Origin of the sequence: Halalkalibacter okhensis, from assembly GCF_000787375.1 — a bacterium.
Lineage (GTDB): Bacteria > Bacillota > Bacilli > Bacillales > Bacillaceae_D > Halalkalibacter > Halalkalibacter okhensis.
Map to the genome: position 1 here is coordinate 50648 of NZ_JRJU01000022.1, position 20275 is coordinate 70922.

At 38.3% G+C, this 20275-nt stretch carries 16 protein-coding genes; 3 read left to right on the plus strand and 13 right to left on the minus strand.

Going from position 1 to position 20275, the window contains the following annotated elements; translation table 11 throughout:
* Window positions 1–27 precede the first annotated feature (27 nt).
* On the minus strand, window positions 28–945 hold the full coding sequence (locus LQ50_RS15735; protein WP_034631123.1) for a proline dehydrogenase family protein: 918 nt from the start codon (window positions 943–945) through the stop codon (window positions 28–30).
* A gap of 51 nt (window positions 946–996) precedes the next feature.
* On the minus strand, window positions 997–2541 hold the full coding sequence (gene pruA / locus LQ50_RS15740) for an L-glutamate gamma-semialdehyde dehydrogenase (protein WP_034631124.1): 1545 nt from the start codon (window positions 2539–2541) through the stop codon (window positions 997–999).
* Between the two features lie 190 nt (window positions 2542–2731).
* Between pruA and LQ50_RS15745 the strand changes: the two genes are divergently transcribed.
* On the plus strand, window positions 2732–4150 hold the full coding sequence (locus LQ50_RS15745; RefSeq protein WP_034631127.1) for a sigma-54 interaction domain-containing protein: 1419 nt from the start codon (window positions 2732–2734) through the stop codon (window positions 4148–4150).
* 92 nt (window positions 4151–4242) lie between these two features.
* Here LQ50_RS15745 and LQ50_RS15750 read toward each other — a convergent pair whose 3' ends face one another.
* The 6 genes from LQ50_RS15750 to LQ50_RS15775 all read right to left on the minus strand — a co-directional run bounded on the left by LQ50_RS15750 (window position 4243) and on the right by LQ50_RS15775 (window position 13939).
* Window positions 4243–5235 (minus strand): Gfo/Idh/MocA family protein, encoded by a 993-nt coding sequence (locus LQ50_RS15750; protein ID WP_034631129.1) that lies wholly within the window; start codon window positions 5233–5235, stop codon window positions 4243–4245.
* 19 nt (window positions 5236–5254) lie between these two features.
* On the minus strand, window positions 5255–7519 hold the full coding sequence (locus tag LQ50_RS15755; protein ID WP_034631130.1) for an MASE3 domain-containing protein: 2265 nt from the start codon (window positions 7517–7519) through the stop codon (window positions 5255–5257).
* Between the two features lie 217 nt (window positions 7520–7736).
* Window positions 7737–9212 carry an NCS1 family transporter gene (locus tag LQ50_RS15760; RefSeq protein ID WP_034631165.1) on the minus strand — a complete coding sequence of 492 codons (1476 nt, stop codon included), beginning with the start codon at window positions 9210–9212 and terminating at the stop codon, window positions 7737–7739.
* Between the two features lie 350 nt (window positions 9213–9562).
* Window positions 9563–10732 (minus strand): sporulation protein YhbH, encoded by a 1170-nt coding sequence (gene yhbH, locus LQ50_RS15765; protein WP_034631133.1) that lies wholly within the window; start codon window positions 10730–10732, stop codon window positions 9563–9565.
* A 481-nt stretch (window positions 10733–11213) separates the two neighbouring features.
* Complete coding sequence (gene lepB / locus LQ50_RS15770; protein WP_034631135.1) at window positions 11214–11750, minus strand: signal peptidase I; 537 nt, start codon at window positions 11748–11750, stop codon at window positions 11214–11216.
* A 293-nt stretch (window positions 11751–12043) separates the two neighbouring features.
* A complete protein-coding gene (locus LQ50_RS15775; RefSeq protein WP_034631137.1) occupies window positions 12044–13939 on the minus strand; it encodes a PrkA family serine protein kinase in 1896 nt (631 codons plus the stop codon).
* Between the two features lie 934 nt (window positions 13940–14873).
* Here LQ50_RS15775 and LQ50_RS15780 point away from each other — a divergent pair.
* Entirely contained in the window at window positions 14874–16745 is a 1872-nt protein-coding gene (locus tag LQ50_RS15780) for a transglycosylase domain-containing protein (protein WP_034631140.1), read from the plus strand.
* A 135-nt stretch (window positions 16746–16880) separates the two neighbouring features.
* Window positions 16881–17171, plus strand: coding sequence for an RNA polymerase alpha subunit C-terminal domain-containing protein (locus tag LQ50_RS15785; protein WP_034631141.1), 291 nt, complete (start codon window positions 16881–16883; stop codon window positions 17169–17171).
* 265 nt (window positions 17172–17436) lie between these two features.
* Here the strand turns inward: LQ50_RS15785 and LQ50_RS15790 are convergent, their stop codons facing one another.
* The 5 genes from LQ50_RS15790 to LQ50_RS26050 form a co-directional block, all read right to left on the minus strand.
* Window positions 17437–17994, minus strand: a complete 558-nt coding sequence (locus LQ50_RS15790; RefSeq protein ID WP_034631142.1) for a DUF5366 family protein — start codon at window positions 17992–17994, stop codon at window positions 17437–17439.
* A gap of 342 nt (window positions 17995–18336) precedes the next feature.
* Entirely contained in the window at window positions 18337–18810 is a 474-nt protein-coding gene (trmL, locus tag LQ50_RS15795; protein ID WP_034631144.1) for a tRNA (uridine(34)/cytosine(34)/5-carboxymethylaminomethyluridine(34)-2'-O)-methyltransferase TrmL, read from the minus strand.
* A gap of 256 nt (window positions 18811–19066) precedes the next feature.
* Entirely contained in the window at window positions 19067–19504 is a 438-nt protein-coding gene (locus LQ50_RS15800) for a hypothetical protein (RefSeq protein WP_034631146.1), read from the minus strand.
* A gap of 42 nt (window positions 19505–19546) precedes the next feature.
* Window positions 19547–19765, minus strand: coding sequence for a hypothetical protein (locus LQ50_RS15805; RefSeq protein ID WP_034631148.1), 219 nt, complete (start codon window positions 19763–19765; stop codon window positions 19547–19549).
* Between the two features lie 263 nt (window positions 19766–20028).
* Window positions 20029–20275, minus strand: a 247-nt coding sequence (locus LQ50_RS26050; RefSeq protein WP_237563727.1) for a hypothetical protein, incomplete at its 5' end; no start/stop codon positions are given.

Below are 20275 nucleotides of genomic sequence, written 5' to 3' on the forward strand. Positions count from 1 at the left end.
CTGACACAACCTCTACTTCGTCTAGGCTTATTTTTTAGAAAAAAAGCCCTTGAGTGCAAAAGAAACATTTTGAGGTCTTTCGGCTAACCTTCTCATAAAATAGCCGTACCAGTCATGACCAAAGGGGACATATACACGCATTTTGTACCCTTCCTTAGCAATTTGTTCTTGCAGCTCTGTACGGAAACCATATAGCATTTGAAATTCAAACTGAGACTTAGGGATGTTCCACTTCTTACAAAACCGCTTAACCTGTTCAATGATTCGATGATCGTGAGTAGCTATAGCCGTGTAACTACCTGTTAACAAGTGTTGTTTGATCATCTCTAAATAATTTTCATCGATTCTTTCTTTATCTTGAAAAGCGACTTTAGGAGACTCCTTATAGGCTCCCTTCACAAGACGCAAAGGGACACCTCTTAAACTCTCTAAGTCTTTTTTTCCACTGTGCAAGTATGCTTGTAAAACGGTACCTACATTGTCATATGTCTTACGTAATTCCGCTAAGATCTCTAAAGTTTGATGATAATGGGAGTAGTCTTCCATATCAATTCGAACGAAATTATTCGTTCTTTTAGCAACATCCAAAATCGCACGCATATGATCGATACATAATTGCCGGTCTATATCAAGCCCGAGCTGGGTTAATTTTAATGAAAGATTGCAATTAACACCTGTAGCTGAAATGGCTTCTAGTGTGTCAATACATACTTTCATAGAGTGATTGGCCTCCTCTCTATGAAGGACAAATTCACCAAGATGATCGACCGTACAAACTAATCCTTTACTGTTTAACACTTTAACCACTTTCATTACACTATCAACCGTTACGCCAGCTACTACCTGTGCTGCTCCTAATTTAAGACCCCATCTTTTCGCACCTTTATTTAGTACTTTATTTTTTGAAAGATAGAGAAAGAAATTTTTTGAGAGCTTCTCAACCAATGAAATAACCCCCTTTTTCGCTTGACTTTCTATTACATGAGATAAAAGATGTTAAAGTTGCTCTGACAATAATTTCGCTTGAGTGAACAGAAGCAAATAATCTGGACCTCCTGCCTTAGAATCTGTCCCCGACATGTTAAATCCTCCAAAAGGATGGTAGCCAACAATGGCCCCTGTGCACCCACGGTTAAAATATAAATTGCCAACATGAAAGTCTTCTTTTGCTTTCTCAATATGTGCCCGATTATTCGTAATCACAGCGCCTGTTAACCCATAATCGGTATTGTTGGCAACTGCTAAAGCATGATCGAAATCTTTTGCCTTGCAAAAAGCAACGACTGGCCCAAAAATTTCTTCTTTCATTAAACGAGCGTTTTCATCCACCCCTGCAAAAATCGTTGGCTCAATGAAATAGCCTTTTGAGTTATCACCATTTCCTCCAGCTACCAACGTGCCTTCTTCCTTCCCAATTTCAATATAGCTCATCACCTTATCGTATGCTGCCTGATCATTAACTGGCCCCATAAAAGTCCTTTCTGTCGGATCTCCCACAGTCAACTTTTTCGTTAATAAAATCGCCCTGTGCAAGACATCATCGTATACATCTTGATGAATAACTGCTCTTGAACAAGCAGAGCATTTTTGACCGGAAAAACCGAATGCTGACTTCACAATGGCTTCAGCAGCTAAATCAAGGTCGGCTTGATCGTCAACGATGATCGTATCTTTCCCGCCCATTTCAGCCACAACACGTTTAAGCCAAATCTGTCCCTCATGCACTTTAGCTGCTCGCTCGTAAATCCGTACACCGACTTCTCTAGATCCTGTAAAACTAATAAATCTCGTTTTCGGATGGTCAACTAAATAGTCTCCCACTTCACTCCCACTCCCAGGGATATAATTAACCACTCCAGCAGGAAGGCCAGCCTCTTCTAATACTTCAATAAATTTCGCTGCGACCACAGGTGTTGTACTAGCTGGTTTCAAAAGTACAGTGTTTCCGGCTACAAGAGCTGCCGAAGTCATTCCGGCCATGATCGCAAAGGCAAAATTCCAAGGAGAAATAACCACTCCAACTCCTAAAGGAATATAGGCGAGTCGGTTATTCTCAATCTTTCTACTTTCAATTGGATACCCTTTTGCCAGTTCGATCATTTGACGACCATAGTATTCTAGAAAATCAATTGCCTCAGCGGTATCTGCGTCCGCTTCATTCCATGGCTTTCCTGCTTCATAAACAAGATAGGCAGAGAATTCATGCTTGCGACGTCTTACGATAGCGGCCGCTTTAAACAAAATATCTGCCCGCACTTTCGGGTCCCATTTTTTCCACGTTTGAAACGTTTTGTCAGCTACTTGCATCGCTTTTTCTGCTAATTCTTTATTCGCTTTTGATACGGTTCCGACCACTTCTGATTTATTAGATGGGTTTACTGAAACGATTTTCTCATCGGTGGTTACCTTCTCTCCACCTATCACTAGATCATAATCTTTTCCAAGTTCGCTTTTTACTTGCTTTAATGCTATTTCAAATTGTTGAACATGCTCCTCAATTGAAAAATCCGTAAATGGTTCGTGTTTGTAAGGTACTGTCATGTCAATCGACTCCTTTTTCTTTCAATTTATATTTCACTTTCTAAATTGCAAGAAATATGCCATAATTTCATTAACTTATAACCCCCTACTTCTTAAGAATTCCACTTCTAATGCATGTAATTTTTTTGCACCTTGCTAAAAAATTTTGCACTAAATGCCAAAGATTTTTGCGCCATGGAAAGGAGTTTATATGAATAAAGAAGATAGACTTGCCCAATTAGAAAGGCTTAACCTGATCTATGAACAACTTCTAAACCAAATTGACGTAGGCATTCAAGTTGTAGATTCAAAAGGAAAAACGATTATTTATAACAACAAGAAAATGCAGTTAGAATGGATGAATTCAAAAGAAGTGTTACACAAAAACATTCTTGATGTTTTTACATTTGAAAACGAACAAGACAGTCGACTACTCCAAGCGTTAGAGGATGGAAAGACTGTAAAGAACGCCAAGCAGACGTATTACAATAAAGACGGCAAAAAGATTACAACAATCAATCATACCTTTCCCATTACATCCAATCATGAAATTATCGGTGCTGTAGAACTAGCCAATGATATTACAAAGTATGAACGGCTGAAAGAAAATGTTTTGAAAAGTGGTGGAACGAGGTACACGTTTGAAAGCATTATTGGCACTAGTCCTGCCATTAAAGAAGTCATAGAATTATCGAAAAGAGCAGCCCGAACCTCCTCCTCTATCTTAATTGTTGGCGAAACAGGGACAGGGAAAGAAGTGTTTGCCCAAAGTATACATCATGCAAGTGATCGCTCAAACGGACCATTTATTACACAGAACTGTGCTGCTATTCCTGATAGTTTACTCGAGAGCCTGCTATTTGGTACAAAAAAGGGGGCCTTCACTGGAGCTATAGAATCTCCCGGTTTGTTTGAACAAGCCGAAGGAGGAACATTACTCCTTGATGAAATTAACTCTCTAAATCCCGCCTTACAAGCTAAACTCCTTCGCGCCTTACAAGAAAAGACGATTCGCCGAGTTGGTGATACAAAAGATAAAAAAGTAGATGTGAGAATTATTGCGACAATGAATGAAGACCCTATTGAAGCAATTACAAACAAACATTTACGTAAAGACCTCTATTACAGGTTAAGTGTTGTTTCATTGTTTATCCCTCCTTTAAAAGATCGAAAAGAGGATATTGATTTACTTGTAACGACCTTTATCGAGAAGTATAATCGCTTGTTTCAAATGGATATACAAGGAATTGATGATGAAGTTCTCCGTGCATTCTACCAATATAATTGGCCAGGTAATGTTAGAGAGTTGGAGCACATCATTGAGGGGGCGATGAATTTAATCACTGATGGGGTTGCATCGATTCATTTTTCGTCTTTGCCCTTTCACTTCATCAACAAGCCCAATGTTCCTATTAAAGTTCCAGAGAACCAAACTAGTATTCATTATGGTGCCATTGCTGAGTCAAATAAAAAGTTAAAAGACTTGCTCGTCGAAGTTGAATCTACCTATATTCAGGAGACCTTGCTAAAACATAAACATAATGTTACAAAAACAGCAAACTCTTTAGGGATTAGTAGACAATGCTTACAATACCGTTTGCGTAAATTCAACCTTTCTGAATCGAATTAACAAACATATTTTTCTATTTAGAAGGAGGGCATTAAAACTCCATTTTCAATGCCCTCCTGTGTTACTACTATTTCTATGCATTTGTTATCGAATCATTCATCCTTCTTATCAGCTGGATAAATAACCCCCATTTGTCTTCTTGCCTTTTCTAAAATAGAAGCCGTTATTATTGAATGTCTGTGAGAATTCACGGTCGATTCAAAAGCGTTACGTTCAATTAACTCGATAAATTCCTTTGCTTCATAGTACATCGACTGTTGGTCCTGTGGTACGGTAATATTTTCTTCTGAACCATCATTGTATTTGATGGTGACATTTTCCGGTATATTAATTTTGTCAATAATGATACTTCCTTTTTCCCCTTGGATTTCAGAAGGGATATACGAATTAGTAATCTTGGAGTATGTAATAAGTGCATCCATCTCCTCATATTGAAGCATAAGACTTCCCTGCCCATCTACACCTGAATCGAGCATATAACACTGACCATGTATCGATTTTGGTTCTCCAAATAACACAACAAGCGGGTAAACGGCATACACACCAATATCCATGAGAGAACCGTTTGAAAACTCAGGTTTAAATGCATTTAATATTTCTCCCTGCTTATAACGATCATAGCGCGAGGAATACTGACAGTAACTAGCAACATATCTTCGAACGGTTCCAATTTTATGGAGGTGCTCCTTAATTGTTAAGAAGTTAGGCAACAACGTGGTTTTCAACGCCTCCATTAATACAACAGAATGCTTTTTGGCACATTGAATCATCGCCTCTACCTCTAACGTATTCGAAGCAAGTGGCTTTTCGCATAAAACATGCTTCCCATTCTCCATCATGAGCATAGCTTGGCTAGCATGAAGTGAATTAGGACTTGCTACATAGACCGCATCAAATTCTTTACTACTAGCCATTTCATGTAAATCCGTATACACATGTTCGACATTAAACTTTCTGGCAAACTGTTTTGCCCGATCTTCTGTTCTAGAATAAACGGCTGATAAGCTAAACCCCTCAATGCTCGTAGCAGCCTCAATAAAACGTTCTGTTATCCAATTGGTTCCTATTACCGCAAAGCGGACCATAATGCACCCTCCTACATCTTTATCCTTTTGAAACTAGATGTTTGATCGTTCGTTCTTTCGCTGAAATAATCGGTATGACAATGGTCATGGTTGTTCCAATATTAGGTCTACTTTTGATCTGTAATTCTCCTTGATGAGACTCTATGATTTTTTTACTGACCATCAAACCAAGTCCTGTTCCTTTTTCTTTTAATGAATAAAACGGCTCACCTAGTTTGGGAATCAACTCATCTGGTATACCAATTCCTTCGTCTGTTATCGCAATTAACATTTCATTTTCAGATCGGATGATTTCTGTTGTAATCGTTCCCCCACTTGGCATGGCTTCCATTGCATTTTTGTAAATGTTAATAAGCACTTGTCTTATTTGATGCTTATCACAGTGAATCTCTGCCAATGGACCATGTATGACCGTTTTCATTTCAATGTTATGTAAGATGGATTGTGGTTGTAAAAACGTGATGACACTTTCTGTCATCGATTGTAAATCTTCCATTTCGTAAGTAGCCACTTGAGGCTTCGCTACAACCATAAATTCATTTGTGATCATTTCGAGTCGATCGATTTCATTGAGCATAATTGTAATATACTCTTGGTTCTTTTCCTTAGCTTCTAGACCTATTAATTGTAGAAATCCTTTAATGGTAGTCAGCGGATTGCGAATTTCATGGGCAAAACCAGCAGCAAGCTCTCCAACAACAGAAAGCTTTTCTGTTCTTCGAAGCAACTCTTCTGTCTTAATTAATTGCGTAATGTCTACCACAGTACCAAGCACTTCAATGACTTTACCATTGGAGCAAATGGGCTTTAAAGATGCAAGGAAAATGGTGCCCCTTGTATTCTCAAACTGAAACTCAACTTCTTCTCCTTTCCATGCCCTTTCATTATTTAAATCTAACATACTCCCCTGTTTCGTTTCATATGATTCCTCCACAGGTTTCCCAATAACATCTTCAGGAGACATGCCTCTTTCATAAAGAATCTTTCCGTCCATCAATGTATAAACGAAATGGTCCTCTACTTTTTTGTATTTGAAGATTAACCCTGGATATTGCTCTAGAATCTCCTGTAATTCTTTTTTGGTTCGCTTCAGTTCCTCCTCAGCTCTTGTTTGGTCTGTCATATCACGAAAAATAGCTGCACATATGATGTCCTCTCCCTTACTAATCATCGGAGATACGGTCATACTAACATGTAATAAGCTTCTATCTTGTCGTTGGCGAACCGTTTTAAAATTAACAATAGATTGTCCCTGCTCTAATTGCCGTATAATTTGCGAAAATTCTTCATGGCGTTCAGAAGGGATCAAGCAATTAACAGATAATGGCTTAGTACTATCATATCCAAACATCTTTGTAAAAGCAGCATTCCTACGTAAAATACGTTTATCCGTTAAATTATAAATAAAGATGGCATCTTCTGTATTTTTAAAAAGAAGTTCGAGCTCATTTTCTATATCTACTAATTTATCTTCTGTTTCCTTTTTATCTAAAAGAGGAACCTGAATGGTAGAGTAATAGAAAGCTTTCATAATAAAGAAATACCCAGTCACTTTAAATAAATGAGCAACAATCACTGTTAAGTCATGAACTGTTGCAAATAAAGTTACGGTTAGTCCACATAAAATCAAAAAATAACAAGCGGTTACTAGATTTAAATAAAAAGCATTTTTGCTTTCACGATACTTTTTCCATAGAAAAATCATAGCGCTACCATGTAAGAAAGCGATGAAATACTCCGCCCCAACTTTTAACCCTGTTGGACCTTCATCGATCAGTACCGGCAAATCAACAACATTGTGAAAAATAAACATAGGTAAAAGAATAATTAAAGCACCAAACACAACCAACCAAAGATACTTTTCATACGGCGTAGTGATGTGCGATTTTAAACTTAATAGATACACACCTATTAGTAAGATGGCAGCCTCTATAAAGCGGGCCAAGAGCCAAAACCAAACCGTTGTTTGTTCATAAGAAGCAATGGAAAACGGCATGCCAGAATAAGATAATGTATGTAAAATATCAAATAACCCGACTGTTAAAAATGTAAGAGCGACGATGAACAATAATCTTGATTTAATTAAAGGGTACGTAAGCCAACCGTAAATAAAGATAGAAAGCGATATAGCAATACTAGCTAATTCAAGAATCGTATGAACAAATAAATGATTGCTTAAATGATACGAATTCGTTTGAATTGCCTGAGAGAATACGAGTAGAAACAACAATAGGCCAGCAACTGCTAAGACCATCGATCTTTGTTCTACTTTATTTATTTGCAATCCATTCACCTCCAGATTCTTTTACTAAGGATGCTTAAAAGCTATTTTTTACCCTTCATTGCTTCTATTCATATTATAGCATTATTACTATTTCTTGCCTTTTTCTTTTGTAATTAAGCACTTATACAAGCATAAAAAAGGGATATCCCAAAAAGGTATATTTATCACCTTTTGGGATATCCCCGTAGTAATAATCCGAGTTGTTCTAACATTAGCATTATTTTGCCCTTGCGGCAGCAATTTCAATTTCTGCACTTGATTTCTCCTCGGTCTCAATTTCCCAATCCCTTCCTACGGAAATACCTAGATATTTCTCATCACTAGGATCAAGCAATTCTGCTTGTTCATACTTTTTGAACCACCAAAACTTGGCTAACACATAGTAGCTTACGCCTCCAACGAAAAAGCCGACAATAAAGGAATAGGTTGGAAAGAACAAGGCCATCCCTCCACCCATAATCCAAGCTAAGTAACCTGCTAAATTAATACCGTTCATATATTTGTATTGCCCTTCACTTTCATATAATTCAGGAACATTTACTCTACGTTTACGAAGGAAATAGTAATCAGAAATTAAAATACCGACAATAGCTGATAAAACCGCGGCAATAATTAGCAACATATCAATAATAATTCCGAATAGACTCCATGGCTGAACAGCGATGCCAATCACACCTGCAGCAATAACACCAATATAAAATGGAATTTTCGGACCACCCACATTTGAAAACACAACCGCAGCTGGGATTAAATTAGCAGAAATATTTGTGGACCACTGAGCTAATACAATCATTAATAATAAAATCCCAAGTACAACTCCACCCGCAGATTGCTGGAGAGCAACGACAGGATCATAATCTGATACGGCAATATAGGACACAGCACCAATTATCACCATGAAAGTTTGTACGATAGGATACGCAATTAAATTACCAGCAATTTGTGCTTTGTTACGTTTAAACCAATTCTTCTCAAGCTTTGGTGCTTTTACAAACCTTGAAATTGAGGGCATATCCGATGCGAGCGTTCCCCAAAACCCCATATTTGCCATCATGACAACCATAAATGCTGTAAACGCCGCTCCGCCTGTAACAGGGTTCTCTACCCACGCCCAAACTTCGCGACCATTTTGTAACGCCTGGTCTGATAACGTCATATACATCCAACCAGAAATAATGATGATCACAGGAGCTGCTAAATCCGCAAATCGTTCCACAGCTTTAATACCAAGAGCCGTATTTAGTACTTGAAGGCCAGCAAAGATAAGAAAACATACAAACCAATTATCAAAAGTAGTTAATGTCGCTAAGATCGCATTCATTGCCGTTGCACCAAAAAACGTATTAACACCGAACCAACACGACGCAACGATTCCTCGTACTACAGAAGGAATATGAGTTCCAACGGTTCCAAATGGTGCTCTCATGTAAACAGGAAACGATAATCCATGCTCGACTCCGATATCACCAGTTAACGTCATAAGTACTCCTAGCACTACACACCCTATGATTGTAGCTAGTACAACCCATCCTAGTGATAAACTTTCCACACCTGAGCCACCAATGGCAAATGCAGCCAATACGACAGCCATACCTACCCATATAAAAGCAAAACCTAATGAATTTACTTTCTTACCGCTGTGAGTAATTGGCAGTAGATCCGGAGACTTTAAAAATCGGTTTTTGTTACTCATCATGAACAACCCCCTCTAAAAGTTTTTCATCCACAAACGAAACTAATCGACAAGAAGCCGTTCATCTCAAATGTTATAACCCCCCTCCCCAATGATAAACCAGTCAAAAATATTCAAATGATAATAAAACACCTCTATGGATTTGAGACATTTTACTAATGTTCAATTGTTTCTTCTTCTTTAATTCTGCTACGAATCTTGAGAATTTGCTCCTTAATTGTAACTTTTTCTAACACCTTTTCTTTTTACTTCTTTTGGAAATACATTGATGGTCTTTCTTTTACAGCATAAAAAAACCACCAAATTAAGAATGAATCCTTAATTTGATGGTTTTCGTATTATCAGGTCCGTTATGCCATTGCTTCTTCTTCTTTCTTGAAGAAAGTTTTCATCGCATGATAAACGTCGCCTTTTTCTTTAAGAATATAATGGCGGAAGCGAATATCATCAATGTTTTTGTAGGCACTCATGAGAGTGGAGTGACGGCTATATTGATTGACTTCTCCGTATCCAAACATACTAGAAACGTCCATTAACTTTTCAACGAGCTTTAAGCAGCGTGCGTTGTCAGAAGTCAGGTTGTCACCATCTGAGAAATGGAATGGATAAATATTGTAACGCTTTGGATCATATTTGCTATCAATGACTTCTAACGCTTTTCGGTAGGCTGATGAACAAATCGTTCCACCACTCTCCCCTTTTGAAAAGAAGTCTTTTTCAGAAACAGTTTTCGCTTCTGTATGGTGAGCAATAAATTCAATATCGACTGTCTCATATTTTGTCCTTAAGAAACGAGTCATCCAGAAAAAGAAGCTTCGCGCCATATACTTCTCCCACCGCCCCATACTTCCACTCGTATCCATCATCGCAATAACAACGGCTTTCGATTCTGGTTTTGTTACTTCATTCCACGTTTTAAAACGAAGGTCATCATTATAAATGGGGTTTAATCCCGGCCTTCCCTCAAGAGCATTTCTTTTGATTGCCGAAAGAATTGTTCTTCGTTTATCAATATTACCCATTAGCCCTTTTTTGCGAATATCATTAAAATCAATATCCTCAATAAGAATCTCATCTTCCTCTTTCTTTTGTAAGTTAGGTAATTCTAGCTCAGAGAAAAGCATCTCCTGTAGTTCCATTATGGAAACCTCGGCCTCGGAATAATCTTCACCCGCTTGGTCTCCTGGCCCTCTTCCTTTTCCTGGCCCTTGTTGTTTTTGGGCATTTGGGTCTTTTGCGACCACGTCGCCAACCTTACTATCTCCTTCTCCCTGGCCAACATGTTTATTTTTATCATAGTTATAACGAATTTTGTATTCATCGAGAGAACGGATCGGAATACGAATCACATCTCGACCATTAGACATGACAATGTTTTCTTCACTAACAAGATCAGGTAAGTTCTTTTTGATTGCTTCTTGTACTTTTTCCTGATGGCGTCTTTGGTCTTGATAGCCTTTTCGATGAAGAGACCAGTTTTCTTGTGACACGACAAATTGACGTTGATTATTTTTCGTCATGTGATTCCCCTCCCTTTTTAGTCTATAACTTCATTCCTGTTTCACATGTAAATTTTGTTATCACACTTTCCTATACCTTTGCATACTATGGTCTCGAGTCGCATTAGATACAAAGCCATTAATAAAATGGCTTACTTTATCCTATGCAGACAGGGGAGAGAGTTGCTAATAAATTCTGACAAATCTTCTAATTTCGAAATTGGACAAGCGAAAAATAGGTATATAACCAGCGGCTAACTGGTGACCTTAGCAGTCGCGACTTCCTTGCTTCAACTACGATGAAAAATTAAGAAAGGTCGTTCATCTTTTTATTGAACGACCTAATTTGGTGATTTCCTTTGCGTTAGGGGCTTCATAGCTCTTATGAGTGTTTAACCAATGCGAAAAAAGAGCCCCTTCACACCTGAATTGAGCTCTTTGTGCACTGTATATTTAATTGATGCGTTACATAAGAAAGTCTGAGTTCATCATTACAGACGATTTATTTCATTAATCCAAAATCTTTAATTGGCCAAAAACGCCAATCGACTTTTCCTACAATTTGATCTGTCGCAATAAAGCCGAGTCGACGGCTATCCAAACTATTAGGCCGATTATCTCCTAGAACAAAAACATGACCTTCAGGAACCACTTCTAAAACATCAAAATCATTTGTATATGGACCCCATTTATGTTCCGCTACTTTTTGCTTTAAAAACGGCTCATCCACAGGGTCGGAATTTATATAGAGCACGTCGTCTTGATAAGAGATGATGTCTCCTGGCAAGCCGATCACTCGTTTTATATAATCTTCATTTTCATTTGCATGAAATACAATAAGGTCAAAGCGATCAGGCTCTGTAAAACCATATCCAATTTTATTAACGATAAACCTCTCACCATCAAAGACGCTTGGTGACATTGACTCACCCTGGACTTCATAGCTTGTAAAAACAAACGTCCGGACTACGATTGCAATAATAATTGCGATGAAAAATGCTTTTCCCCATTCCATCCACTCATTTGTTCTAGTTTCCACATTTTTTCCTCCGCCTAGCTCTTTTCTTCAATTTACCAAAGTTTTGCCATGGCTACAAGTGAAAGTCAACGTAAATTCTAAAGAAAAGAAGCCTTCAACATCTGAAGACTTCTCTACTTAGATTATCGAGGTCCCTGTAAAAGTCTCTATTAACAAATTCGATGAAGCAGAATTGGCTCCACACGTTGTGCGTCTGATAAACCCACTCATAGTAAGCTTTTAAAACGGGTCCAATCATTGCTTAAAGACCACTGAAAAAGGTGAAAATCGTACCTTTTTCAGCAGTCTCTTGATCATCGGTTTAAGAGACTTCCTACATAGCGAAGGAGTTCATTTGCTGAGACCGAATTATAACCGTGCTCATCAATTAATCTAGCAATCACTTCATTAACTTTCTTCAGCTGCGACTCATCTGGCGTTTTCGTCGAAGTCGTAATCTTCACAATGTCTTTTAAATCAGCGAACAATTTCTTTTGAATGGCTTCACGTAAACGTTCATGAGAATTGTAGTCAAATTTCTTCCCTTTACGGGCATAGGCAGAAATTCGAATTAAAATTTCTTCTCTAAATGCTTTCTTCGCATTTTCCGAAATGCCAATCTGTTCTTCAATGGAACGCATTAATTTTTCATCCGGCGTCATTTCTTCCCCAGTAAGAGGATCGCGCAGTTTATTTTTATTACAATATGCCTCAACATTATCTAAATAGTTATCCATTAACGTCTTAGCAGACTCATCATATGAGTAGACAAATGCCTTTTGTACTTCTTTCTTCGCAATCGCATCATATTCTTTTCTAGCTACGGCAATGAAGTCCATATAACGCTCACGATCTTCTTTAGAAATAGATGCATGCTCACTTAATCCTTCTTTTATTGAGCGTAATACATCTAATGCATTAATAGATGTTAATTGCTTGCGAATGATCGCAGAAGAAATACGGTTAATAACATAACGAGGATCAATTCCACTCATGCCTTCATCTGGATCTTCCTGCTTTAATTCCTCTAAATCCTGCGAATTAAAACCTTCAACGCTTTCTCCATCATATAAACGCATTTTCTTCAGCAAGTCAACGCCTTGCTTTGCTGGCTCTTTCAATCTTGTTAATATCGTAAATATGGCAGCTACTTTTAACGCATGTGGTGCGATATGCACATGAGCGAGATCACTATCTTGAATCATTTTTTTATAGATTCTCTCTTCTTCACTGACCTTTAAGTTGTATGGAACTTTCATGACAATGATCCGGGAATGCAAGGCTTCGTTCTTTTTATTAGAAATAAACGATTTGTACTCGGATTCATTCGTATGTGCCACAATGAGCTCATCGGCACTAATCAGTGCAAATCGACCAGCTTTAAAATTTCCTTCCTGAGTCAGCGAGAGTAAATGCCATAAGAATTTTTCATCACATTTTAACATCTCCTGAAACTCCATCATCCCTCGATTCGCCTTGTTTAATTCCCCATCAAATCGGTAAGCACGCGGATCGGATTCAGAACCGTACTCAGCAATGGTCGAGAAATCAATGCTTCCTGTTAAGTCAGCAATATCTTGGGATTTTGGATCTGACGGACTAAATGTACCAATACCTGTACGTTTATCTTCAGAGAAGAAAATACGCTCAACTAGGACATCTTCAATCCGACCACCATACTCTTCTTCCACACGCATCATATTTAATGGTGATAAATTCCCTTCAATCTTTATTCCATATTCATCTTGAAAATCCTTACGTAAATGAGTCGGGATTAAATGTAGTGGATCCTCATGCATTGGACAACCTTTTATTGCAAATACCGCGCCCTTGTCAGTCTTAGAATATTGCTCTAGCCCACGCTTTAACATGGTAACGAGTGTTGACTTCCCTCCACTAACAGGACCCATTAAAAGAAGGATTCTTTTCCTAACATCAAGTCTTTTAGCAGCAGAGTGAAAATATTCTTCAACCAGCTTTTCAAGAGATTCTTCTACGCCATAAAGTTGATCCTTAAAAAAGGAATACTCCTTTTTCCCGTTCACTTCTTCCACACCAGCATCTTTAATCATATTATAAACACGGGAGTGAGCGGTTTGTGCAATCCACGGCTTTTCCTTCAATAACTCCAAATAGTCAGCAAATGTTCCTTCCCATCTTAAGCGTTCCTCTTCTTCTCTGAACTGTTCTACTTTTTTTAATATACTCATGTATCGTACCTCCATCCTCGTGTTCAAGAGCGCGATTAATAAACCATATGCAAAAAAGAAAGTGAACATGCATTAGAATTTTAGAACTTCACCAAAAAGGTGCTTTTCCTTTTTGGTGAAGTTCTAAGCGATGAGCGGAGCCGCCGTTATCTTTTAAGCCTCTTAGAAGTGGGTTTCTTCTAAGAGGCGAACGGCGCGCGGAGCCATTGCAAAATGTTCGCACAGATTTGGACTAGGTAAGTGGGTTTCCTTTTTGAAGAAGATCTAAGCGATGAGCAAGGCAAGAATTTGGAGTTCGAGAGGCAACGTGCTTCGTTGCCTACCCATATATGTGATTAACCCGGAGTTCGAGTGCCATTGGGCTTCGTTGACTACTCAAATTTGTGATGGTCTCAGAGTTCGAGTGCCAATGCACCTCGTTGACTACCCATATATGTGATGGACTCGGAGTTCGAGTGCCATTGGGCTTCGTTGACTACTCAAATTCGTGATTGACTCAGAGTTCGGGAGGCCATGTGCCTCGTTGACTACCCAAATATGTGTAACACCCAGAGTTCGGGACCCATTGGGCTTCGTTGACTACCCAAATATGTGATGGACTCGGAGTTCGGGAGGCCATGTGCCTAGTTGACTACCCAAATTTGTGTAACACCCAGAGTTCTGGTGCCATTGGGCTTCGTTGACTACCCAAATTTGTGTAACACCCAGAGTTCGAGTGCCAATGTCCTTCGTTGACTACCCAAATTTGTGTAACACTCAGAGTTCGGGAGCCATTGTGCCTCCTTAAACTACAAAATTTAGACCTCTCCCTTAATATCTAGAAAAATGGTAAAATACTCTTTTGAAGAAGAACTTCCCTACTGTTTCCATCACCATAAAATGATATTTGATGGTACAATAAGGGTCGAATCCATTGAAATGAGCGTGTACACTTATGTTAAAATCCATTACTGGCTGGACAATAACGAGCATAATTTTTATTGCTTTTATATTCTTAATGATTGAAGTATCAGCAGAAGTAAATGAAGTAAAATCATTATCAGATGTGATAAATGAACATGTTAATTTAGAAGAGATTGTTCTTTCGAATAATAGTCTAATATACGATCGGAATGGGGATGTTATTAGCGAGGTTTTCCGTGATGAAAATCGCGTCTATTTACCGTACGAGGAAATCCCAACGATAGTCATCGATGCTTTTATTGCTACAGAGGACCAACGATTCTTTGAACATAAAGGCTATGATGCTATTGGGATTGGTAGGGCCATTTTGGCAAATGCCAGACACGATAGCATAGAAGAAGGCGGGAGTACGTTGACCCAGCAACTCGTTCGAAACCTTTTTCTAACTCATGATCAAACGTACAATCGAAAAATGAGCGAACTTCTTTATGCTTATGAGCTCGAAAAAAACTACACAAAAGAAGAAATTATAGAACTTTATATTAATACCGTTTATTTCAGTAACGGTGTGTATGGAATAGAAGCAGCAAGTCAGTTCTACTTTAACAAGCCAAGTGAACGATTGACTGTTGCAGAAGCTGCTTTTTTAAGTGCGGTACCGAATAACCCTAGTCACTATGACCCAATAAGAAATAGTGAGCAAACAAAGCTAAGACAGCATTGGGTTTTACAAAAAATGCTTGAAGCCTCTTATGTAACTCAAGAACAATATGAAGAGGCCCTTGATGAGTCAGTTGATTTAAACATCAGTCCTAAAACAGACTTACATCCTGATTATGTTACCTACATCCATCAAGAATTTACGGAGCTAGTGGCTGATAATGAGGGGTTTAACCAAAAGCTTGCACAAGCATCTAGTGAAGAGGCAAGACAAGAAATCGAACGTTCTCTTAATGAACGCGTTCAACAATTGTTTAAAGAAGGAATTCATATTGAAACAGCCTTAGATCCATTTTTACAAAACCTGGCTATCAAATCGATTCATAGACAAGTACCAAATTCAGATGTACAAGCTTCTGCTGTTGTTTTAGATCATCACAGCAATGAAATTGTTGCCATAACAGGCGGGAAAGAATATCAAAAATTTGATTTTCATAGAGGGTACCAAAACCCTAGGCAACCCGGATCCGCTATTAAACCATTGCTCGTATATGCACCATATATAGAGGAATTTGATGTCCCTATTCAAAGCACGATCAATGCCGATAATGTCTGTTATAAAGTTAGCGGCGAAGATTATTGTCCTAAAAACTACGGCGGTGCCCAGTATGGAATGGTCCCTTTAACAACGGCACTAAAAAATTCGTATAATACCCCTGCTGTTCGAATATTGGACAGAGTTGGGATTGAAACAGCATTTTCATATTTAGATCCATTCTCTTTTTCACACGTTAACGAGAATGACTACAATCTTTCTTCTGCTTTAGGTGGTTTTTCGCACGGAATGACACCACTTGAGCTAACAAATGCTTATACAAGCTTTGCTAATGACGGTACCTTTCATCCTGCACACGGGATTCGTAGAGTAACAGATAAAGATGGCAATGTCCTTTATGCTTGGGAAGAGGAAGAAAGCCGTGTCTGGAGTAAAGAGACAAACGATAAAATGCGTAAGCTTCTATCAGAAGTAGTAAAAAGCGGAACGGCCAGAAGAGCCCAAGTTTCAGCACCTTACTCTGGTGGAAAAACAGGAACGACAAACAATTACCATGACCTATGGTTCGTAGGTATGACCGATCAATATACGACTGGGGTTTGGGTCGGAAAAGACAAACGAGGAAGTATCGCTCACTTAAATGACAAAGGTCCACACCTACAAATTTGGCGTGAAATAATGAGATAAAGACAGCAGAAATGCTATGAAAGAAGACCCTCCATTTTGAGAGGGTCCTTAAAAAGAATTTTTGTCGAGATTACAACTATTATACAATAGATATTATGTACATACTGAATACATAATTGGTTTGGAGGGATTATTATGACAGGAGAAAAAAGTTTAAGGGTTTGTGAAAAAGGACATAAGTATTACAAAAGTAGTGATTGCCCAAGTTGCCCTACCTGTGATAAAGAGAAGAAACCTCAAAGTGGCTTCCTTTCGAAACTCAGTTCACCAGCAAGGAATGCATTGGTTCACGAAGGGATCGACACTTTGAATGAACTATCAAAGTACACCGAAAAAGAGATTTTAAAAATCCATGGCATTGGACCAGCTTCTTTACCTACTTTGAGAACTTCATTAGAAGAAGAAGGATTATCATTTAAAGAATAAAACGCACTTACCATAAACAAAGTGGATCCTCATTCCGTTAAATTGAAGAAAAATGCTTCTGAAAAAGGGGAAGCGGATCCTCGTTCCGTTAAAGTCACAAAACAAATGGTTTATTGGCCCGAAACAAGAAAATAACGGAATAAGGTTCCGAAACCCTCTCTAATCAGGCGGTTTAACTATGAATAACGGAATGAGGTTCCACCAAATTCCTTTCCTCTCAGCCAAAAAGGATCTGCCTCTATCATGAGAACAGATCCTTTCTTTTTTATAAAGGTAAACTAGCCATAAAACTATTGTATAACCTAAGTAGCGCAAAGACGACAGCTAGTACAAAGACACTCCAAAAGATCACTTGAAAAAAGATAAAACCGATAAGTCCTGGGAAACTCAGTGTACTGCTAATTTTATAAACAAGGAATATAAAGTAACTTAAGCTTGCTACTATAAACAAGATCACAACAAATAAAAGAAATTGTGCAAGTAAAACTGCAATCACACTGGCACCTAAGAAAATCCAAGATCCAGCTCTTACTTTATTTAATTCGTTTCCTTCTTCATCCTTTGAAAAAAACAGCATCGAAAGTTCGATTGTTGTGTCTGCAATTAATTTCAAGGCAGAGAAAACCATAAAGAAAAACAATAATAGTAAAAACATGAGTGTCAACTTTATACCACTTTCGGAAATGAACTCTAACATTCCGCTATAAATCCCTAAATTCGCAAGTTCACCAAGAATGAATCCTTGAACATAAATGGCAAAAGCAAGGCTAAATAATAGAATAGAGATTAGTGGGAAGTGACTAGTGATGTATCGATTTGACAAGTCAGACGTCTCCTTCTTTTTTACAATTAAATTTAATTAATATTTTTAAACAACTTCGTGATTGAACACATTAAAAAGAGAGAATCCAACTATATTGGAGAAACTCTTCGTCTCATTCACGTAACTTTCATTTCTTTTGTTCTGAAATTGTTTTATAATGGACATATGCTTTGTGACAAGGAGGAATATACATGGGTACATTACTCATCCTTGGTGTTAGTATTGTTTTCTTCGTTGCTATCTTTACAGCAGGATATGAAGACAATCCACACAAAAATTAATCACGCACTTATGAAATCGACCAATCTCCCCGGAGATTGGTCGATTTTTCACTCCGCCATTTTATTTCAAATCATGAAATCCTTGCTGACGAATTGCTTCATATATCACAATTGCAGCTGTGTTCGATAAGTTGAGCGAACGAATTTTGTCGGTTTGAGGAATTCGGAAACATCGATCAACATGGTTTTCAATGATACTTTGTGGCAACCCCGTCGTTTCACGGCCAAACACAAAAAAATGATCCATTTCCATATTAGAATAATCAAATTCACTATAGTTCTTGGTTCCAACCGTTTCAATAAAATAAAACGCACCCTTTGGGTATGTTTCAAATAGCTCGTCCATTGAATCATAATACTTGATAGAAACACTTGGCCAGTAATCACAACCCGCACGCTTAAGCATTTTGTCATCCGTTGAAAAACCTAGAGGACGAATCAAGTGTAATGTCGTATTCGTTCCTGCACATGTTCTAGCTATATTACCTGTATTGGCAGGGATCTCTGGTTGATAAAGCACGATATGTAATCCCACGTGCATACACCTCTATTTCCTTTAAATAAATAAAATCGCAGTTTCGACAAAATCCATTATACCACCTACCTCTAAAAGAAGAAATGACGAAAGAGAATGTCTTTCACACCGAAGGCATTCTCTCCACTCATCGCTCAGGTTCCGTTTCAGAAGTACGTTCCCCCTTCGCGTCGACTCCGCCGGCGTACGCTAAAACCAAGCATTCCATCATTTTTTTGCCCACTACCTGCTAGTAGTTCACGTTCAAATGAAACGATTACTGATCTTCTACTTCTTCAAATACTAACTTTTCTTTCATTTCCTCTCCATCTTCAAACCAAACAACCTCAGTTATCCACTTTTGACCAATCTCATAAGCACCAAGGAAGTGGGTATCAAAAAGAGTAATCTGTTTTGGGTTTTCGGCACCAGGCAAAACATCCGATTCTGAAGAAATGGATGGATGTGTGCTATCGTGCCATTCAAGGATATGGTTGTATTGGACCGTTTGAGCTGAATTATTTTCATCCCCAGTATAAACATATGTGATTTCTATTTGAAAATTATCTTCAGGAGGCGGAGGCAATAGAACTGACATCTCTCCTCTCCAATTTTCAGATGCAGCAGCAAAAAAATTCAGTTCATTTTCAACCGTTTCATTCCCACAGGCTGCTAACAAAAATACTACAAAGAAAAATCCTATTATCTTACCCAAATGATCACCCCTTTCCCATTGTACTTCTCTAAAGTACAACCACTATAAATTATTATTAAACCACCATACAATTAGAATGATACTTACGATCCCCCATGCTGAGGATCCCACTATCCACAAAACGATTGGCCTAGTTGAAATGTCCTTACTTGCATTATGTTTTATAGAAGCGAGCTTACTTTCCATACCTTTCTTCATCGAAGCAATCACAACAAAACCAATAATGATAAAACTAACCGTTATCCAAAATAATACATCCACTTACTTATTCCTCCTTTTTTAATGACCTTCCTAACCCGCTCCCTCAATTACCTTTATTTTAACAGAAAATCCCAATAATTCCTTTGTTAAAACATAAGCTAAAACCATCTTTTAATCAGTGGATCATAGCTAATAGTCCGCTTTATCCATGAGGGCAAATCCCTGTATTAACACATGTAAACATTGATATAACAACATGACTCAAAAGACCAAACCTAAGCGATTTGGTCATGAAATAATAGTGCTCTTTATTATGTCTGTCGCTAAAACTCCGCTTTTAAACCCTCTACGGCGGCTCCGCTCTTCGCGCCGATTCGGTACCAAAAGGGAAGTTCGCCCTTTTGTTCCTTACTTGTGCTTACTCCCTTTGCGATGGCTCCTCTCGCCGTGCGCCTTTTAAGAAGATCACTTAAAAGGCTTAAACCCTCTACGGCGGCTCCGCTCATCGCGCCGATTCGGTACCAAAAGGGAAGTTCGCCCTTTTGTTTCTTACTTGTGCTCACTCCCTTT

What these genes read in the sequence shown, in the direction of transcription:
- pruA (WP_034631124.1), bottom strand. Translation starts at nt 2,541, where the DNA reads ATGACAGTACCTTACAAACACGAACCATTTACGGATTTTTCAATTGAG.
- LQ50_RS15745 (WP_034631127.1), top strand. Translation starts at nt 2,732, where the DNA reads ATGAATAAAGAAGATAGACTTGCCCAATTAGAAAGGCTTAACCTGATC.
- LQ50_RS15750 (WP_034631129.1), bottom strand. Translation starts at nt 5,235, where the DNA reads ATGGTCCGCTTTGCGGTAATAGGAACCAATTGGATAACAGAACGTTTT.
- LQ50_RS15760 (WP_034631165.1), bottom strand. Translation starts at nt 9,212, where the DNA reads ATGAGTAACAAAAACCGATTTTTAAAGTCTCCGGATCTACTGCCAATT.
- yhbH (WP_034631133.1), bottom strand. Translation starts at nt 10,732, where the DNA reads ATGACGAAAAATAATCAACGTCAATTTGTCGTGTCACAAGAAAACTGG.
- LQ50_RS15775 (WP_034631137.1), bottom strand. Translation starts at nt 13,939, where the DNA reads ATGAGTATATTAAAAAAAGTAGAACAGTTCAGAGAAGAAGAGGAACGC.
- LQ50_RS15780 (WP_034631140.1), top strand. Translation starts at nt 14,874, where the DNA reads ATGTTAAAATCCATTACTGGCTGGACAATAACGAGCATAATTTTTATT.
- LQ50_RS15785 (WP_034631141.1), top strand. Translation starts at nt 16,881, where the DNA reads ATGACAGGAGAAAAAAGTTTAAGGGTTTGTGAAAAAGGACATAAGTAT.